We start from the raw sequence: 15,569 nt of genomic DNA, 5'->3' as shown, positions 1-15,569 counted from the left end.
ACGAGGAACACCACGATCGAGGTGCCCACCAGCGTTGCGACCAGGGTGATCAGGCGCTTGAAAAGGAACAGACCCATCAGGCGGCGGATAATGCCACGACTATGGCCGGGAGAACTTTCGCATGGCGTTGATGATCACCGACGAGTGCATCAACTGCGACGTCTGTGAGCCCGAGTGTCCCAACCAGGCGATCTCGCTCGGGCCGGAGATCTACCAGATCGACCCGAACCGCTGCACCGAGTGCGTGGGCCACTTCGAGGAACCGCAGTGCGTGCAGGTGTGTCCGGTCGCCTGCATTCCTGTCGACCCGGCCCGCATCGAATCCCGCGAGACCCTGTGGGAGAAGTACCGCCGCCTCACGGCCGCGGCGCAGGAGGCGCCACCGCCACCGCCGTGAAGGGCGAGGGTGGCTTCACGCCCCGCTTGTCCTTGCCGCGCCGCGCATCGGCCGGTGTCGCCTTCGCCGCCCGCGCGGGTTCCGCCTGTGGCGAGCCCATCACCACGGCGCGCGGCGCCGCCTTCTCCTGCGCCAGGCGGGCCTTCTCCAGCGCCTGCGCGCGCCGCAGGTCGGCCCGAGCGCCTGCTTCCGCCTGCCGGGCCTCCGCCGCCGTGCGCGGATCCGCCGCTGCCACCATCGCGCCGCTCTCGCACGGCGTCTGGCTGTAGCTGTTGCCACAGCGCCAGATGGTCTGGGCCGCAGCCGGCAGGGCGGTGGCGAGGGCCAGGACGGCCAGCACGGTGACGCAGGGGCGCATGGGAGGTCTCCTCAGGTGGGGGCGGGGTTGTCGGGCCGCGGCGGCTTGGGCCGGGGCGCCTTGTGGGTGTGGATGACCAGCGTGGCCTTGTCCATCTCGCCGGCGAGCAGCGCGGGCCAGGCCTGGAGCGTGCGGGCGATGCAATCCTCGATGGCCTCGCGCTGATCGGGCGCGGGCTTCTTCAGCACCCAGTTCGCCACCTCGGCCTTCACGCCCGGGTGGCCGATGCCGATGCGAAGGCGCCAGTAGTCGCCGGTGCCCAGTTGTGCGTGGATGTCGCGCAGGCCGTTGTGGCCGGCATGGCCGCCGCCGAACTTGAGCTTGGCCTGGCCGGGCACGACGTCGAGCTCGTCGTGCACCACGAGGATCTCCTCCGGCGCGATCTTGTAGAAGCGCGCCAGCGCGCCCACTGCCCGGCCGGAGAGGTTCATGTAGGTCTGCGGCTCCAGCAGCCAGACCGTGTGGCCATGCACGTTCGCGCGCGCCACCAGACCCTGGCAGCCCTTGTCGAAGGCAAGGCTCACCTTCAGCTCGCGCGCCAGCGCGTCCACCCACCAGAAGCCGGCGTTGTGGCGGGTGGCCTCGTATTCAGCGCCCGGGTTGCCCAGGCCGACGAAGAGCTTGATCATGGCAGTGCGATGGTGAGGGAGAGGGAAGGTGCCGCGAAGCGCATTCATGCCGCTCGCGGGCGTGCATCGGTCACAGCATATCGGCGCCGGACCGGCATGAAAAAAGCCCGCGCAAGGCGGGCTTGTGGACACCAGGCGCGGCCGCGGCCGCGCGCGGGATCACTTCTTGGCCGGGGCCTTGGCGGCGGGCTTGGCAGCGGCCTTGCCACCCTTGGCATCCGCGGCGGGCGCCGGCGCGGCGGCGGCAGCGGCCTCGGCCGACTCTTCGGCGGCCGGCGTCACCACGGCCACCAGCACCGGGTTCGGCTTGCCGTGGGTCACGGCCTTCACGCCCTTGGGCAGGGCGATGTCGGCCAGGTGCAGCGAGGTGCCCTTCTTCAGGCCGGACAGGTCGACCTCGATGAACTCGGGCAGGTCGGCCGGCAGGCAGGACACGTCGAGCTCGTTCATCACGTGGTTCACCAGGCAGTGATCCAGCTTGACGGCGGTGGACTCTTCCTCGCCCTTGTAGTGCAGCGGCACCTTCATGTGCAGGCGGGTGTTGGCGTCCACGCGCTGGAAGTCCACGTGCACGATCTGCGCCTTGTACGGGTGGTACTGCACGTCACGCAGCAGCACCTTGCTGGTCTGGCCGGCCAGTTCCATCTCGAGGATGGAGGAGTGGAAGGCTTCCTTCTTCAGCGCATGGAACAGCGCGTTGTGGTCCAGCTCGATCAGCTGCGGCTGGCCGGAGCCGCCGTAGACGATGCCGGGGGTCTTGCCGACGTTGCGCAGGCGGCGGCTCGCACCCGTGCCCTGCTTGGCGCGCTCGAAAGCGACGAATTTCATGTCAATCTCCGTTGGAAGCCGACCGCGACCAGTTCGGCTCCGGTTTCAAGAAAGAGCGGCGCGAGGCCGCCCGCGGGGAATCAGAACAGGTTCACCTGCTCCGAAAACAGGCTCATCACCGACTCACCCTTGGCGATGCGCTGGATCGTCTCGGCGACCAGCGGCGCCACGGTGAGCTGGCGGATCTTGCTGCAGCCGCGCGCGGCGTCCGACAGCGGAATGGTGTTGGTCACCACGACCTCGTCGAGGGCCGAGCCCTTGGCGATGCGGTCGATGGCGGGACCCGAGAAGATGGGGTGCGTGCAATAGGCGTACACGTGCTTCGCGCCGCGCTCCTTCAGCACCTCGGCGGCCTTCACCAGGGTGCCGGCGGTGTCGATCATGTCGTCCATGATCACGCAGTTGCGGCCCTCGATCTCGCCGATGACGTGCATCACCTCGGACACGTTGGCCTTGGGCCGACGCTTGTCGATGATGGCCAGGTCGGTGCCGAGCTGCTTGGCCAGCGCCCGGGCGCGCACCACGCCACCGACGTCGGGCGAGACGACGATCAGGTCTTCGTAGTTCTTCTGCCGCAGATCGCCCAGCAGCACCGGCGACGCGTAGATGTTGTCCACCGGGATGTCGAAGAAGCCCTGGATCTGGTCGGCGTGCAGGTCCATGGTCAGCACGCGGGCCACGCCCACCGTTTCGAGCAGGTTGGCGACCACCTTGGCGGAGATGGGCACGCGGCTGGAGCGCGGGCGGCGGTCCTGGCGGGCGTAGCCGAAGTAGGGAATGACGGCGCTGATGCGTTCGGCCGAAGCGCGCTTGAGCGCGTCGACCATGATCAGCAGTTCCATCAGGTTCTCGTTGGTGGGCGCGCAGGTGGACTGCACCACGAAGACGTCGCGGGCACGGACGTTCGTGTTGATCTCCACCGTGACCTCGCCATCGGAGAAGCGGCCGACCGAGGCCGCGCCGAGGCCGATGCCCAGGTGACGTGCGATCTCCGCGGCGAGCGCCGGATTGGCGTTGCCGGTGAAGACCATGAAGTCGGGAGTGGGAGCAACCTGCATGACGGTCCCAGCGAGTTGTGTGCCCTAGAGAAAGTGGCAGGGGAGGAAGGACTCGAACCCTCGAATGCCGGAATCAAAATCCGGTGCCTTAACCAACTTGGCGACTCCCCTACACAGGAGGTCGGCTGGAATCAGCCGGCCACCGATGAATCGTCGCTGGGTGCCCACCCCACCAGGGGATGGACCTCCAAATTGCCGCAGACCCGCGCCGTCCAGCCCGCCGGAACTGCCTGGCTCGCCTGCTGATGCGGCGCCAGCGGGGCGAACACCGCGCTGCCGGAGCCTGTCATGCGACCTTGCAGTCCCTGCGAGCCCAGCCAGTCCAGCGCCGCGCCCACTTCAGGGCTCAGCCACCGGGCCACGGATTCGAGGCTGTTGACCCCGAAGCCAAATGGGCTTGCAGCAAAGTCCGCGATTGTAGCACCGTCGCAATCGCGTTTCAGCGCCGGGTGTCGAAAGATGTCGGCGGTGGCCAGTCCGCCCGCCGGCTTGACCACCAGGAAGCGGCCTGCCGGAACCTGGACCGGGGTGATGCTTTCCCCGATGCCTTCGACCCACGCGTTGCGTCCCCGCAGGAAGAACGGCACGTCGGCGCCCAGCGCAAGGCCGATCCTTTCAAGCGCACTGCCGTTCAGACCCAGGCCCCAGAGCCGGTTGAGCGCCAGCAGACAGCTCGCGGCGTCGGACGAGCCGCCGCCCATCCCGGCCTGCGCGGGCACGCGCTTGTACACGCCGATGTGCGCGCCCTGCGTGCAGCCAGTAGCCTGCTGCAGCGCCCGTGCGGCGCGCAGCGTGAGATCGTCCGCGGGCAGGGGCTCGGCCAGGTCCTCGCGGCTCAGCGCCCCATCGCTGCGCCGCTCGAAGTGCAGCGTGTCGTGCCAGTCGATCAGCATGAACACCGACTGCAGCAGGTGGTAGCCATCCGGCCGGCGCCCGGTCACGTGCAGGAACAGGTTGAGCTTGGCCGGTGCCGGCACGTCGTACAGGGCGAGCATCAGCGCTCCAGCACCAGGCGCAGCCGGGCCGCAGGCGGTGGGCTGGCGCGCATTGCGAGCAGCCGGCCCTGTGGCAGGCCGCTCAGGTCCACCTCCCAGCCTGGCACGGGCGTGGGCCGCCCGTCGAGCCAGTCGAACAGGGCGGCCAGCGGCAGTTCGGTGCCGGTGGCTGCGATGGCCAGGGCCTGGAGTGAATCGAAGCGGCGCGCCTCGCCGCCGGCATGCAGCACCGCCTCGCCGGGGGCCCAGCTCAGTCGGGCCAGGGTCAGGCCGACCGGGGAAAGCAGGGTCAGCTCGCCCGCGCGCGGGTCGCCGCGCAGATCGAATCCGGCCGACAGGGCTGTGTGGCGCTCATCGTCGACCGACAGGGCCAGCCGGCCGGCCCATGCCCGGCCGTCCGTCGCGGTCGGAGGGGGCGTGGCACAGCCCAGCAGCGCGGCGGCCACCAGACCCATGGCCAGCGCCCTCGCGGCGCCAGCCCGCACGCGCAGGATCACGGCTTGACCTTCAGGCGCTTGAGCGTTTCCAGCAGGGTGTCGTTCTCGGCGTTGAGCAGCAGGCCCTCGCGCCAGATCACCTGGGCGCGATCACGCTGGCCCAGGGTCCACAGCACCTCGCCCAGGTGGGCCGCGATCTCGGCGTCGGGCCGCGCCTTGTACGCGGTTTCCAGCAGGCGCAGGGCCTCGGTGCGGTTGCCCAGGCGGAACTCGACCCAGCCCAGGCTGTCGGTGATGAAGGGGTCGCCCGGCGCGAACTCCAGGGCCTTCTGGATCAGGCCCTTGGCCTCGGCGAGCCGCACGCCGCGATCCGCCAGCGAGTAGCCCAGGGCGTTGTAGGCATGGTGATAGTCGGGCTTGGTCGCCATCACCTGGCGAAGCAGGCGTTCCATGGCTTCCAGGTCGCCCATCTTCTCGGCCATCATGGCCTGGTCGTAGACCAGGTCCATGTCCGCGCGGTCGCGGGCCACGGCCTCGCCCAGCAGCTCGTAGGCGGCCTTGTACTGCTTGTGCTCGCGCAGCAGCTGCACCTCGGCCATCACCTTCATGCGGGCGTCGCCGGGGTTGCGCTCGGGCAGGGCCTTGAGCAGCTTGCGCGCATCGTCCAGCCGCCCCTGGCGCGCCATGAGCGAGGCGCGGCGGCTCTGCGCCGCCATCAGGTCCTGGGCGTTCTCGATCTTGTCCAGCCAGGCGCCGGCCAGGGCGTAGTCCTTGCGCTTCTCGGCCACCTGGGCGAGCGAGAGGTAGGCCTGCGCCAGGCCGCGGCTGCGGTCCTCGGTGCCGCGCTGGGCCTGGGCCAGCTCCACATAGCGCTTCAACGCCGTCTCGGCGCCCGGGAGCTGGTTGTCCTGCACGAGCAGCGTGCCCTGCACCAGCCACGCTTCGGCGAATTCGGGCCGCTCCGCGGTGATCACCTGGATCTGCTGCAAGGCCTCCGGGTAGCGCTGGGCGTCCAGCAGCACCCGGGCATACGCCATGCGGATCTCGGCCAGGGGCTTGCCCTCCAGGTACTTCTTCACCAGGGCTTCGGCCTGGGGCAGCTTGGGTTCCATCAGCTCCAGCGCCAGCAGGGCCGGGCCTTCCGCGCGGGCATTGAGGGCCTGCGCGCGGCGCGCGGCTTCCAGCGCGCCGGCGGTGTCGCCGGCGGCCAGGCGCATGCGGCCCACGGCCGTCCAGGCGGCCGGGCCCGTCTCGGTGCGCTGCAGGGCGTCGGCCAGGGCCAGCTCGACGACCGTGGCGGCCTGCTTCTTGTCCGGTGCGCGCGAATAGAAGCGGGGAATGGCGCCGATCACCAGTGATCGCTCCTTGGGGTCGGCCAGGGCGATCTCGGTGCGCATGGCGTCGGCGCTCTCGGCGATGCGGTTGAGCGCCACCAGGATCTGCAGCAGCTCGCGGTTGGCCTCGCGCGACTGCGGATGCGCCTGCTTCCAGGCGCGCGCGGCCTGCAGGGCCAGATCACCTGCGCGGGCCTGCCGTGCGATGTCGACCGCGCGCTGGTACAGGGCGGGGTCGTTGGTCTTGCGCGCGGCGTCGAGGATGAGGGCGAAGCCGGCCCCGGGATCGTTGCCGCGGGCGGTGATCTCACCCACCAGCAACTGGTAGAACAGGGGCTCGTCCATGGCGCTCGCGCGGGGTGCGGAGGCCGCCTGGGCGGGCGGGGTGGCGGTCTGGGCATGCAGTCCCGGGGCGGCCGCCCAGGCCACGAGCAGGGACAGCACCACGGGGGCGTGACGCTTCATCAAACCATAATAGCCCAAGGCCGTTTCCCCTCATGCCCGAACTCCCCGAAGTCGAAGTCACCCGCCTGAGCTTTGCCGGCCGCATTGCCGGGGCGCGCATCCAGGCGGTGCGCCTGGGCAAGCCGCTGCGCTGGCCGCTGGGTTGCGAGCCCGGGGTGCTCGCCGGCCGGCAGGTGCTGGGGGTCCGGCGGCGCGGCAAGTACCTGCTGCTGGATCTGGACCAGGGCCTGCTGCTGCTGCACCTGGGCATGTCGGGCAGTCTGCGGTTCGACACCGCCCTGCCGGCGCCGGGCGTCCATGACCACTTCGACCTGGTCACCGACCGCGGCGTGCTGCGCCTGAACGACCCCCGCCGCTTCGGCGCCGTGGTGCATGCCGCCGGGGAGGACGCCCCCGAGGCGCGCAAGCTGCTGGCCGGCCTGGGGGTGGAGCCGCTGGGGCCGGACTTCGACCCCGCCGCCTTCCACGCCGCCCTGCGCCGCCGCCGCGCGCCGATCAAGCAGGTGCTGCTGGCGGGTGACGTGGTGGTGGGGGTGGGCAATATCTATGCGTCGGAGGCGCTCTTCCGGGCCGGCATCCGCCCCACGCTGCCAGCCGCGCGCATCAGCCGGCCCCGGGCCGCCCGCCTGCACGCCGCCGTGCGGGACATCCTCGCGCGCGCCGTCCAGCGCGGGGGCAGCACGCTGCGGGACTTCACCGATGCCCACGGCGAGAGCGGCCTGTTCCAGCTGGAGGCCATGGTCTATGGCCGGGCCGGCGAGCCGTGTCGCGTCTGCGGCACAGTCGTCCGCATGATTCGCCAGGGGCAGCGCTCCACTTTCTGGTGCCCGCATTGCCAGAAAACCTGAGGTCTCTAATATCACGGGCTGATATAGTGAAACCGCCTCCGAGGACCCAGATTGGCCACATCCTTCAATGAACAGTTCGACCAGCACGGCGTATGGCGGCGCGAATTCGCCCTGCGACTGAAGCTGCTGGGCGAGTGGCTGAAGGACCATGATCTGCTGGACAGCGCGGTCGAGGAGCGCCTGCGCCGGCTGGAAGGCCAGATGCGCTCCGACAAGGTCATGGTGGCCTTCGTCGCCGAGTTCTCGCGCGGCAAGTCGGAGCTGATCAACGCGATCTTCTTTGCCGGCTACAAGCGCCGCATCATGCCGGCCAGCGCCGGGCGCACCACCATGTGCCCGACCGAGCTGGGCTACGACGCCGAGGTACCACCCTGCCTGCGCCTGCTCCCCATCGAGACGCGCCTGCAGATGCAGCCGCTGATGGAATGGCGCATGGTCCCCGAGAAGTGGACCCGCGTCGACCTGGACGTGAACGACCCGGCGCAGCTCGCCCAGGCCTTCGAGAAGGTCTCGGAGGTGCTGCGCGTCACGCAAGAGCAGGCCAAGGCCCTGGGCTTCTGGCACGAGGACAACCCCGAGGACAACCCGCCCATCGGCGCCGACGGCCTGGTGGAAGTGCCCAAGTGGCGCCACGCCCTGATCAACATTGCCCACCCGCTGCTCAAGCAGGGGTTGGTGATCCTGGACACCCCGGGCCTGAACGCCATCGGCGCCGAGCCGGAGCTGACGGTCAACCTGATCCCGCAGGCGCATGCGGTGGTGTTCATCCTGGCGGCCGACACCGGCGTCACCAAGTCCGATCTTGCCATCTGGCGCGAGCACCTGATCGCCGAGGACGAGGACACCGACGCCCGCCTGGTGGTGCTGAACAAGATCGACACGATGTGGGACTCGCTGAGCACCCCCATCCAGGTGCAGGCCCAGATCGATCGCCAGCGCGCCAACACGGCCGAGACGCTGGGCCTGCGGCAGGACCAGGTGATCCCGGTCTCGGCCCAGAAGGGCCTGGTCGCCAAGGTCAACGACGACAAGGAACTGCTGGCCGCCAGCCGCCTGCCCGTGCTGGAGCAGGCCCTGGCCGAGAGCGTGATGGGCCAGCGGCAGAAGATCCTGCGCTCCGCCGTGGCCGGCAACGTGGCCGAGCTGCGCTCGGAGGCCGCCCGCGTGATCGGCATCCGCCGCCGCGACCTGGCCGAGCAGATGGTGGAGCTGAAAGGCCTGCGCGGCAAGAACACCTCCGTCATCAAGCACATGCGCGCCCGCATCGAGCAGGAGCAGGGCGATTTCGACGCCAGCGGCGCCAAGATCCATGCGGTGCGCTCCGTGCACCTGAAGCTGCTGCGCGAGGTGTTCACGCTGCTGGGTACCAGCACGCTCAAGTCCGAGATGACCGAGCTCACCCAGGCGCTGCGCCAGCCCGGCATCAAGCTGGGCGTGCGCAAGGCGTATGCCGAGACCTTCGAGCGCCTGCGCGCCGGCTTGCGCAAGGCGCAGACCACCAGCGGCGAGATCCAGTCCATGCTGACGGGCACCTTCCGCCAGCTCAATGCCGAGTACGGCTTCTCCCTGCAGGCCCCGCGCGAGCCGGAGCTCGCCCGCTACGAGCGCGATCTCGATCTGGTCGAGCGCAGCCACAACCAGTACCTGGGCGTGGGCAATGCGCTGCGGCTGGCGCAGCCCGAATTCGCCGATCGCCTGGTGCGCGCGCTGGCCACCCGCCTGCGCGTGATCTATGAGTCGGCGCTGGGCGAGGTGGAGCTTTGGAACAAGTCCGCCGCCGCCCAGCTGGATGCGCAGCTGCGCGAGCGCCGCCGCAACTTCGGCCGCCGCATCGAGGCCATCGAGCGCATCCAGCAGGCCGCCAGCGGCCTGGATGACCGCATCGCCGAGATCGACCAGCAGGAGGCCGCGCTCGACCAGCTCGATGCCAAGCTCTCCGAGCTGACCGCGCATCTCACCTCGGCCCCCCCGGAAGCCCTGGCCGACGAGGCCGAGCCTGCCCTCAAGACCGCATGACGGCGCCCGCGCCGGCGCAGGCGGGCTTGCCGCCGGCCTTTGCACGCCATGTGATCCAGTGGCAGGCCCGGCACGGTCGCCATGGCCTGCCCTGGCAGGGCACCCGCGACCCGTATCGCGTGTGGCTGTCCGAGGTGATGCTGCAGCAGACCCAGGTCACCACCGTGCTCGGGCTCTACTCGCGCTTCCTGGCCCGTTTCCCCGACGTGCGCGCGCTGGCCGCGGCGCCGCTGGACGACGTGCTCGCTCTGTGGAGCGGCCTGGGCTACTACAGCCGCGCGCGCAACCTGCACCGCTGCGCGCAGGCCGTGGCGCAGCGGCCGGGCGCGGCCTTCCCGGCCACGGCGAGCGAGCTGGAGGCCCTGCCCGGCATCGGCCCCTCGACGGCGGCCGCCATCGCGGCGTTCTGCTTCGGCGAGCGGGTGGCCATCTTCGACGGCAACGTGCAGCGCGTGCTGGCGCGCCTGCTCGCGTTCGAGCAGGACTTGGCCCAGGCACCCGCCCGCCGCGCCTTGCACGAACAGGCACAACGCCTCCTGCCCACGCGTGACCTGACCACGGCCATGCCGGCCTACACCCAGGGCTTGATGGACCTCGGCGCCACGGTCTGCCTGCCGCGCAAGCCGCTGTGCGGCCAGTGTCCGGTGCAGCGCGATTGCGAAGCGGCCCGCCGGGGCGAGCCGGAGGCCTTTCCGCGTCGCACGCGCAAGCTCAAGCGCAGTGCGGAGTCGATGTGGCTGCTGGTGGCGCGCCGGGCCGATGGCGCCGTGTGGCTGCAGCGCCGGCCGGCGCGCGGCGTGTGGGCTTCGCTGCATGCGCTGCCCGCGTTCGCGGACCGAGCGGCCTTGGTTGCGGCATTGCCGGTCCGCCTGTCAGGCGATGTGCGCGAGGGGCAGGTCTTCGTGCACGTGCTGACCCACAAGGATCTGCATCTGCATCCGGTGTATGCGGACCTGCCGCCGCGCTGGCGGGGACCGGGCGCTGATGATCCGGATTGTCCGGGTGCGTGGCAGACACCGCTGGCCTGGCCGGCGCTGGGGCTGCCGACACCGGTGCGGCGCCTGCTTGAGGTGTTGGCTTAGGGGCGGAAGCGCTGGGGTTGCGCTTCGCTCCACCCCAGCCTACCAGGGGCAATGAACGGTTTGCCATAGAACGCACGGGCACTCCCCCTGCACCCTCACACCGCGCCGATCTCCCGATGCCGCTTGTGCGTGGTCCAGCGGCCGGCGAAATGCGTGGCGAGACGCTCGACCAGGTAGACCGAGCGGTGCTGCCCGCCGGTGCAGCCGATGGCCACCGTGACATAGCTGCGGTGGTTGCGGTCCAGCGGGCCGAGCCAGTGCGACAGGAAGCCCGCGATGTGACCGTACATCTGCTCGACCTCCGGTGACTGCGCCAGGTACTCGGCCACGGGGCCGTCCAGCCCGGTGAGCTCGCGCAGTTCCGGCTCGTAGTGCGGGTTGGGCAGCATGCGCACGTCGAACACGTAGTCGGCATCGACCGGAATGCCGCGCTTGAACGCAAACGACTCGAACACCAGGTTCAGCTGCCCCGGCGGCGTGGACAGCAGCGCCTTCACGTAGGCCTGCAACTGCGCCGGCCGCAGCACGCTGGAATCGATCACGTGCGCGTTCTCGCGCAGGTCGGCGAGCAGTTCGCGCTCGAGCTCGATCGCCTCCACCAGGGCGCGCTGCTGGTCCAGGCCGGCCTCTGCCGTGGTGGTGGACAGCGGGTGGCGGCGCCGTGTCTCGGAGAAGCGGCGCACCAGCGTGTCGGTGGTGGCGTCCAGGAACAGCGGCTGCACTTCGATGCCCTGCGCCTGCAGGGTTCGCAACTGCTCGGGCACCAGGGGCAGGGCGGTGGCGCTGCGCACGTCCATGGCGATGGCGACGCGGCGCGCCGACTGCTTGAGCTCCAGCGCCACGAAATCCTGCAGCAGCTCGGGCGGCAGGTTGTCGACGCAGAAGTAGCCGGTGTCTTCCAGCGCGCGCAGCGCCACCGACTTGCCGGAACCCGACATGCCGGTGACGAGCACGAGCTCCAGGGTCACTGGCTTTCCCTCCGCGCTGCGCGCTGCGGGATTTGCCTTGGGGCGGCCCGGCGGCTCATAGGACTCCCCTCCGCGCTGCGCGCTGCGGGATTTGCCTTGGGGCGGCCCGGCGGCTCATAGGACTCCCCTCCGCGCTGCGCGCTGCGGGATTTGCCTTGGGGCGGCCCGGCGGCTCATGGCAGTCACCCGCCCTCGGCCGTGGCGCCGTCCAGCATCTCCTTGGCGTGCGCGAGCGTGGTGCCCGACAGGCGCTCGCCGCCCAGCATGCGCGCCACCTCGGCCACGCGTTGCTCGCCGCTCACGGGGGTCACCGTGCTGGCCACGCCCTGGCCGTCGCCCTGCTTGGCCACCACCAGGTGCCAGTCCGCGCAGGCGGCGACCTGCGGCAGGTGCGTGACGGCCAGCACCTGCCTGTCGCGTCCGAGCTGCTTCATCAGGCGGCCTACCGTCTCGGCGACGGCGCCGCCCACGCCCGAATCGACCTCGTCGAAGATCAGCGTGCCGGCCGCGCCGAGCTGGCTGGTGGTGACGGCGATGGCCAGCGCGATGCGCGAGAGCTCGCCGCCGGAGGCCACCTTGCCCACCGGGCGCGGTGTGCTGCCCGCATGCCCGGCCACCAGGAAGGCGATGTCCTCCAGGCCGTGGGCGGCAGGCTGTGCCGCCTTGTCCAGCGCCACCTCGAAGCGGCCGCCCTGCATGCCCAGCCCCTGCATGGCCTGGGTGACTGCCTTGGCCAGCAACGGTGCGGCCTTGGCGCGGGCCTGCGAGATACGGCGGGCCTCTGACTGATAGGCTGCCTCGGCGCGCTGCGCGGCAGCCTCCAGGCTGCCCAGGTCAGCCGCGGCATCCAGGCGGGCAAGCTCGTCCTTCCAGCCGGCCAGCAGCGCCGGCAGCTCGGGCGGCGTGCGACGGAAGCGCCGCGCCAGCGAGAGCCAGGCGGCCACGCGTGCATCGAGTTCGGCCAGGCGTTCCGGATCGACATCGGTGCGGCGCAGCCAGGTCTGCAGGCTGTGCGCGGCGTCCTCGGCCTGCGCGAGCGCGGAGGCCAGCACCTCGGCCACGGCCTGGAACTGCGGCTCCAGGTGGGCCTGTGCCTGCAGCTGCTCCAGCGCGGCGGCCAGGCCCGAGCGCACGCTGCCTTCTTCGCCATCCAGCGCCGCCTGCGCGGCCTGCGCCGCGTCGATCAGCGTCTGGGCGTTCGCCAGCCGGCCGTGCTGCACGTTCAGGCTGTCCCATTCGTCCGCGCCCGGCGCGAGCTTGTCGAGCTCGCCGATCTGCCAGGCCAGTCGCTCGCGCTCGCGCTGCAGGGTGTCCTGCGCGGCGCGGGCTTCGTCCAGCGCCTGCTGCGCAACGCGCCAGGCCTGCCAGGCCCGGGCGAGCGCGGTGGTGTCGATGCGGCCATAGGCGTCGAGCAGGCCGCGCACGTCGGCCGGGCGGGTGAGGCTTTGCCAGGCGTGCTGGCCGTGGATGTCCACCAGCCGCTCACCCGCCTCGCGCAATTGGGCGGCTGTAGCGACGCTGCCGTTGATCCAGGCGCGGCTCTTGCCCTGGGCGTCGACGGTGCGGCGCAGCAGCAAGGCGTCTGCGGCCTCGAAGCCCGCCTCCTCCAGCCAGGGGGCCAGCTCGGGCGGCGGATCGAATTCGACGCTGATCTCGGCGCGCTGCGCGCCTTCGCGCACCACCGCAGCATCCGCCCGGGCGCCCAGTGCGAGCTGCAGCGCGTCGACGAGGATGGACTTGCCGGCGCCGGTCTCGCCGGTGAGCACGGTGAAGCCGCCGGCGAGATCGAGTTCCAGCTCCCGGACGATGACGAAGTCGCGCAGGGCGATGCGTTTCAGGCTCATGGGACAGTTGGATGGCGTTCAGGCGCCCTCGTTCCAGTGCAGCTTCTTGCGCAGGGTGTCGAACCAGGTCCAGCCCCTGGGGTGCAGGAATCGTACCCGGTGCTGGGATCGCCGCACGGTGATGCGGTCACCGTGAAGCAGTGACGCGAGTGACTGCATGTCGAAGTTGGCGCTGGCATCGCGGCCGGAGACCAGCTCGATCGCGATCTCCACGTGGTCCGGCAGCACCAGCGGGCGGTTGGACAGCGTGTGCGGCGCGATCGGCACCATCACCCAGCCGGGGTTGCCCGGGTGCAGCATGGGCCCGCCCGCCGACAGCGCATAGGCGGTGGAGCCGGTGGGCGAGGCGACGATCAGGCCGTCGGCGCGCTGGTTGGCCACGAAGTGGCCGTCCACCTCCACCCGCAGTTCCACCATGCCGGAAGTGGCGCCACGGTTGACCACCACGTCGTTCATCGCCAGGGCGTCGAACACGCAGTGGCCGTCTCGCACCACCCGCGCATGCATGAGCGTGCGGAAGTCCTCCGCGTACTGGCCGGCCAGCATGGGGGGCAGCACGGTGGCGTAGCCGTCCAGCGGGATGTCGGTGATGAAGCCCAGGCGACCCTGGTTGATGCCCACCAGTGGCACGCCGTGGTGCGCGAGCTGCCGGCCCACGCCCAGCATGGTGCCGTCACCGCCCACCACCACCACCAGGTCGCAGGCGGCACCGAGGGCCTGCAGGTCGAGCACGGCATGGCCGACGAGCCCGAAGGACGAGGCCGTCTCGCGCTCGACCGCGACCTCGCAGCCCTGCCCGGACAGGAAGTGGGCGATGTCTTCCAGCGCGGCACGGCTGGCCGCCGCCACGCCGGCGGGAACCGCGGCGTGGTACTTGCCGATCAGCCCCACCTGCCGGAAGATGGATTTCATCGGGAAATTAGATCATTAAAATCATCGCGGGGCTCCGGTCCCTCACCCCCATGCTCGACGATCGTGCCAAGCTGTTGTTGAAAGCCCTGATCGAGCGCTATATCGCCGAGGGGCAGCCCGTGGGCTCGCGCACGCTCTCTCGCGCCTCGGGGCTGGAGCTGTCGCCCGCCACCATCCGCAACGTCATGTCCGACCTGGAGGAGCTGGGCCTGGTCGCCAGCCCCCACACCTCCGCCGGGCGGGTGCCCACCGCGCGCGGCTACCGCCTGTTCGTGGACACGATGCTCACCGCCCGCCGTGACGAACTGGTGACGGCCCAGGCCCTGCCGCACGACCAGCCGCAGAAGGTGATCGCCAACGCGGCGCACATGCTGTCCAGCCTGTCGCAGTTCGTGGGCGTGGTGGTGGCGCCACGGCGCACCTCGGTGTTCCGCCACATCGAGTTCCTGCGCCTGTCGGAGCGCCGCATCCTCGTCATCATCGTCTCGCCCGAGGGCGACGTGCAGAACCGCGTGGTGCACACGGCGGCTGACTACACGCAGACGCAGCTGGGCGAGGCCGCCAACTTCCTGAACGCGCATTACAGCGGCCTCACCATGGAGGCGGTGCGCGAGCGCCTGAAGAGCGAGGTGGAGGCCCTGCGCGGCGAGATCGTGGAGCTGATGCGCACCGCGGTGGACGCCACCAGCGACGCGATGACGCAGGCCCAGGACGAGGTGGTGATCGCAGGTGAGCGCAACCTGCTGGCCGTGAGCGACTTCTCGCAGGACATGGGCAACCTGCGCCGCGCCTTCGAGCTGTTCGAGCAGAAGACCCAGCTCATGCGCCTGCTGGACGTCTCCAGCCAGGCCGACGGCGTGCGCATCTTCATCGGCGGCGAAAGCCAGGTCGTCCCCATCGAGGAGCTCTCGGTGGTGAGCGCGCCGTACGAGGTGGATGGCCAGGTGGTCGGCACCCTGGGCGTGATCGGCCCGACCCGCATGCCCTATGACCGCATGATCCAGATCGTGGACATCACGGCGCGGCTGGTGGGTAACGCGCTGAGTCACAACAAGTGACGGTGCGCGGCACCGTCATCCCCACGAAGGCGGGGATCCAGAAGTCCTTTGAGTCGTCATTCCCGCGCAGGCGGGAATCCAGGAGGTCTCGGCACACCATCACCTCCTAGCCCGGATATTTCACGAGCGGCGCACTGTATGAGCTTTTTGCCGTGAATGACCTGTTCTGGCGACTTTCAGGCAGACGACCGGGCTGATTGATGCGCTGGCAAAGGTCAATCTCTCGCACTTGGGCGCAGTTCCCCCTTCCCCGGCTTGGGATGCGGGCCGCTTTGGTGTCAACGCGCGGGCCAGGCACTGGATGGGGTTCTATGGGCTGAGCGCTCGCGCAGCCGCGAGG

15 protein-coding genes and 1 tRNA gene are annotated in these 15,569 nt (G+C 70.3%); 5 read left to right on the top strand and 11 right to left on the bottom strand.

The window, feature by feature from the left end; all coding sequences use genetic code 11:
• Nucleotides 1-121 precede the first annotated feature (121 nt).
• Complete coding sequence (locus ACE3T5_RS18240) at nt 122-397, top strand: YfhL family 4Fe-4S dicluster ferredoxin (RefSeq protein WP_374669529.1); 276 nt, start codon at nt 122-124, stop codon at nt 395-397.
• On the opposite strand, the gene ACE3T5_RS18235 is transcribed toward ACE3T5_RS18240, so the two are convergent.
• The 8 genes from ACE3T5_RS18235 to ACE3T5_RS18200 all read right to left on the bottom strand — a co-directional run bounded on the left by ACE3T5_RS18235 (nt 357) and on the right by ACE3T5_RS18200 (nt 6,501).
• A complete protein-coding gene (locus tag ACE3T5_RS18235; RefSeq protein WP_374669528.1) occupies nt 357-755 on the bottom strand; it encodes a hypothetical protein in 399 nt (132 codons plus the stop codon). The two genes, ACE3T5_RS18240 and ACE3T5_RS18235, sit on opposite strands and share 41 nt — an antisense overlap.
• Nucleotides 756-766: 11 nt before the next feature.
• Nucleotides 767-1,384: an aminoacyl-tRNA hydrolase gene (gene pth / locus ACE3T5_RS18230; RefSeq protein WP_374669527.1), complete on the bottom strand. Its 618-nt coding sequence runs from the start codon at nt 1,382-1,384 to the stop codon at nt 767-769.
• A 159-nt stretch (nt 1,385-1,543) separates the two neighbouring features.
• Nucleotides 1,544-2,212, bottom strand: a complete 669-nt coding sequence (locus ACE3T5_RS18225) for a 50S ribosomal protein L25/general stress protein Ctc (protein WP_374669526.1) — start codon at nt 2,210-2,212, stop codon at nt 1,544-1,546.
• Nucleotides 2,213-2,292: 80 nt separating this feature from the next.
• Nucleotides 2,293-3,270, bottom strand: coding sequence for a ribose-phosphate pyrophosphokinase (locus ACE3T5_RS18220; RefSeq protein WP_374669525.1), 978 nt, complete (start codon nt 3,268-3,270; stop codon nt 2,293-2,295).
• 34 nt (nt 3,271-3,304) lie between these two features.
• Nucleotides 3,305-3,381: transfer RNA gene (locus tag ACE3T5_RS18215), tRNA-Gln, on the bottom strand.
• 20 nt (nt 3,382-3,401) lie between these two features.
• Nucleotides 3,402-4,265 carry a 4-(cytidine 5'-diphospho)-2-C-methyl-D-erythritol kinase gene (ispE, locus tag ACE3T5_RS18210; protein WP_374669524.1) on the bottom strand — a complete coding sequence of 288 codons (864 nt, stop codon included), beginning with the start codon at nt 4,263-4,265 and terminating at the stop codon, nt 3,402-3,404.
• Nucleotides 4,265-4,762, bottom strand: coding sequence for a lipoprotein insertase outer membrane protein LolB (locus ACE3T5_RS18205; protein ID WP_374669523.1), 498 nt, complete (start codon nt 4,760-4,762; stop codon nt 4,265-4,267). Before ACE3T5_RS18205 ends, ispE begins: the two co-directional genes overlap by 1 nt.
• Nucleotides 4,759-6,501, bottom strand: a complete 1,743-nt coding sequence (locus tag ACE3T5_RS18200; protein ID WP_374669522.1) for a tetratricopeptide repeat protein — start codon at nt 6,499-6,501, stop codon at nt 4,759-4,761. The genes ACE3T5_RS18205 and ACE3T5_RS18200 overlap by 4 nt, the downstream gene beginning before the upstream one ends.
• A 32-nt stretch (nt 6,502-6,533) precedes the next feature.
• Between ACE3T5_RS18200 and mutM the strand changes: the two genes are divergently transcribed.
• Genes mutM through mutY form a run of 3 tightly spaced genes read left to right on the top strand, consistent with a single transcriptional unit; the run spans nt 6,534 to nt 10,447 of the window.
• Nucleotides 6,534-7,349: a bifunctional DNA-formamidopyrimidine glycosylase/DNA-(apurinic or apyrimidinic site) lyase gene (gene mutM, locus ACE3T5_RS18195; protein WP_374669521.1), complete on the top strand. Its 816-nt coding sequence runs from the start codon at nt 6,534-6,536 to the stop codon at nt 7,347-7,349.
• Nucleotides 7,350-7,400: 51 nt separating this feature from the next.
• Complete coding sequence (locus ACE3T5_RS18190; protein ID WP_374669520.1) at nt 7,401-9,365, top strand: dynamin family protein; 1,965 nt, start codon at nt 7,401-7,403, stop codon at nt 9,363-9,365.
• Nucleotides 9,362-10,447 (top strand): A/G-specific adenine glycosylase, encoded by a 1,086-nt coding sequence (mutY, locus tag ACE3T5_RS18185; RefSeq protein ID WP_374669519.1) that lies wholly within the window; start codon nt 9,362-9,364, stop codon nt 10,445-10,447. The genes ACE3T5_RS18190 and mutY overlap by 4 nt, the downstream gene beginning before the upstream one ends.
• Before the next feature lie 95 nt (nt 10,448-10,542).
• On the opposite strand, the gene rapZ is transcribed toward mutY, so the two are convergent.
• The 3 genes from rapZ to ACE3T5_RS18170 all read right to left on the bottom strand — a co-directional run bounded on the left by rapZ (nt 10,543) and on the right by ACE3T5_RS18170 (nt 14,171).
• The gene (gene rapZ, locus ACE3T5_RS18180) at nt 10,543-11,415 is read right to left on the bottom strand and encodes an RNase adapter RapZ (RefSeq protein ID WP_374669518.1); all 873 of its coding nucleotides are present in this window, start codon (nt 11,413-11,415) and stop codon (nt 10,543-10,545) included.
• Nucleotides 11,416-11,597: 182 nt separating this feature from the next.
• On the bottom strand, nt 11,598-13,259 hold the full coding sequence (gene recN, locus ACE3T5_RS18175) for a DNA repair protein RecN (RefSeq protein WP_374669517.1): 1,662 nt from the start codon (nt 13,257-13,259) through the stop codon (nt 11,598-11,600).
• An 18-nt stretch (nt 13,260-13,277) separates the two neighbouring features.
• A complete protein-coding gene (locus ACE3T5_RS18170; RefSeq protein ID WP_374669516.1) occupies nt 13,278-14,171 on the bottom strand; it encodes an NAD kinase in 894 nt (297 codons plus the stop codon).
• Between the two features lie 50 nt (nt 14,172-14,221).
• Here ACE3T5_RS18170 and hrcA point away from each other — a divergent pair, with 50 nt between their 5' ends.
• Nucleotides 14,222-15,229 carry a heat-inducible transcriptional repressor HrcA gene (gene hrcA, locus ACE3T5_RS18165; protein WP_374669515.1) on the top strand — a complete coding sequence of 336 codons (1,008 nt, stop codon included), beginning with the start codon at nt 14,222-14,224 and terminating at the stop codon, nt 15,227-15,229.
• The last annotated feature ends 340 nt before the right edge of the window (nt 15,230-15,569 follow it).

The organism is Ramlibacter sp., assembly GCF_041916345.1.
GTDB lineage: Bacteria > Pseudomonadota > Gammaproteobacteria > Burkholderiales > Burkholderiaceae_C > Ramlibacter.
Note: the sequence above shows the minus strand (reverse complement) of the source record. Positions and strands in the feature narration are given on the sequence as shown.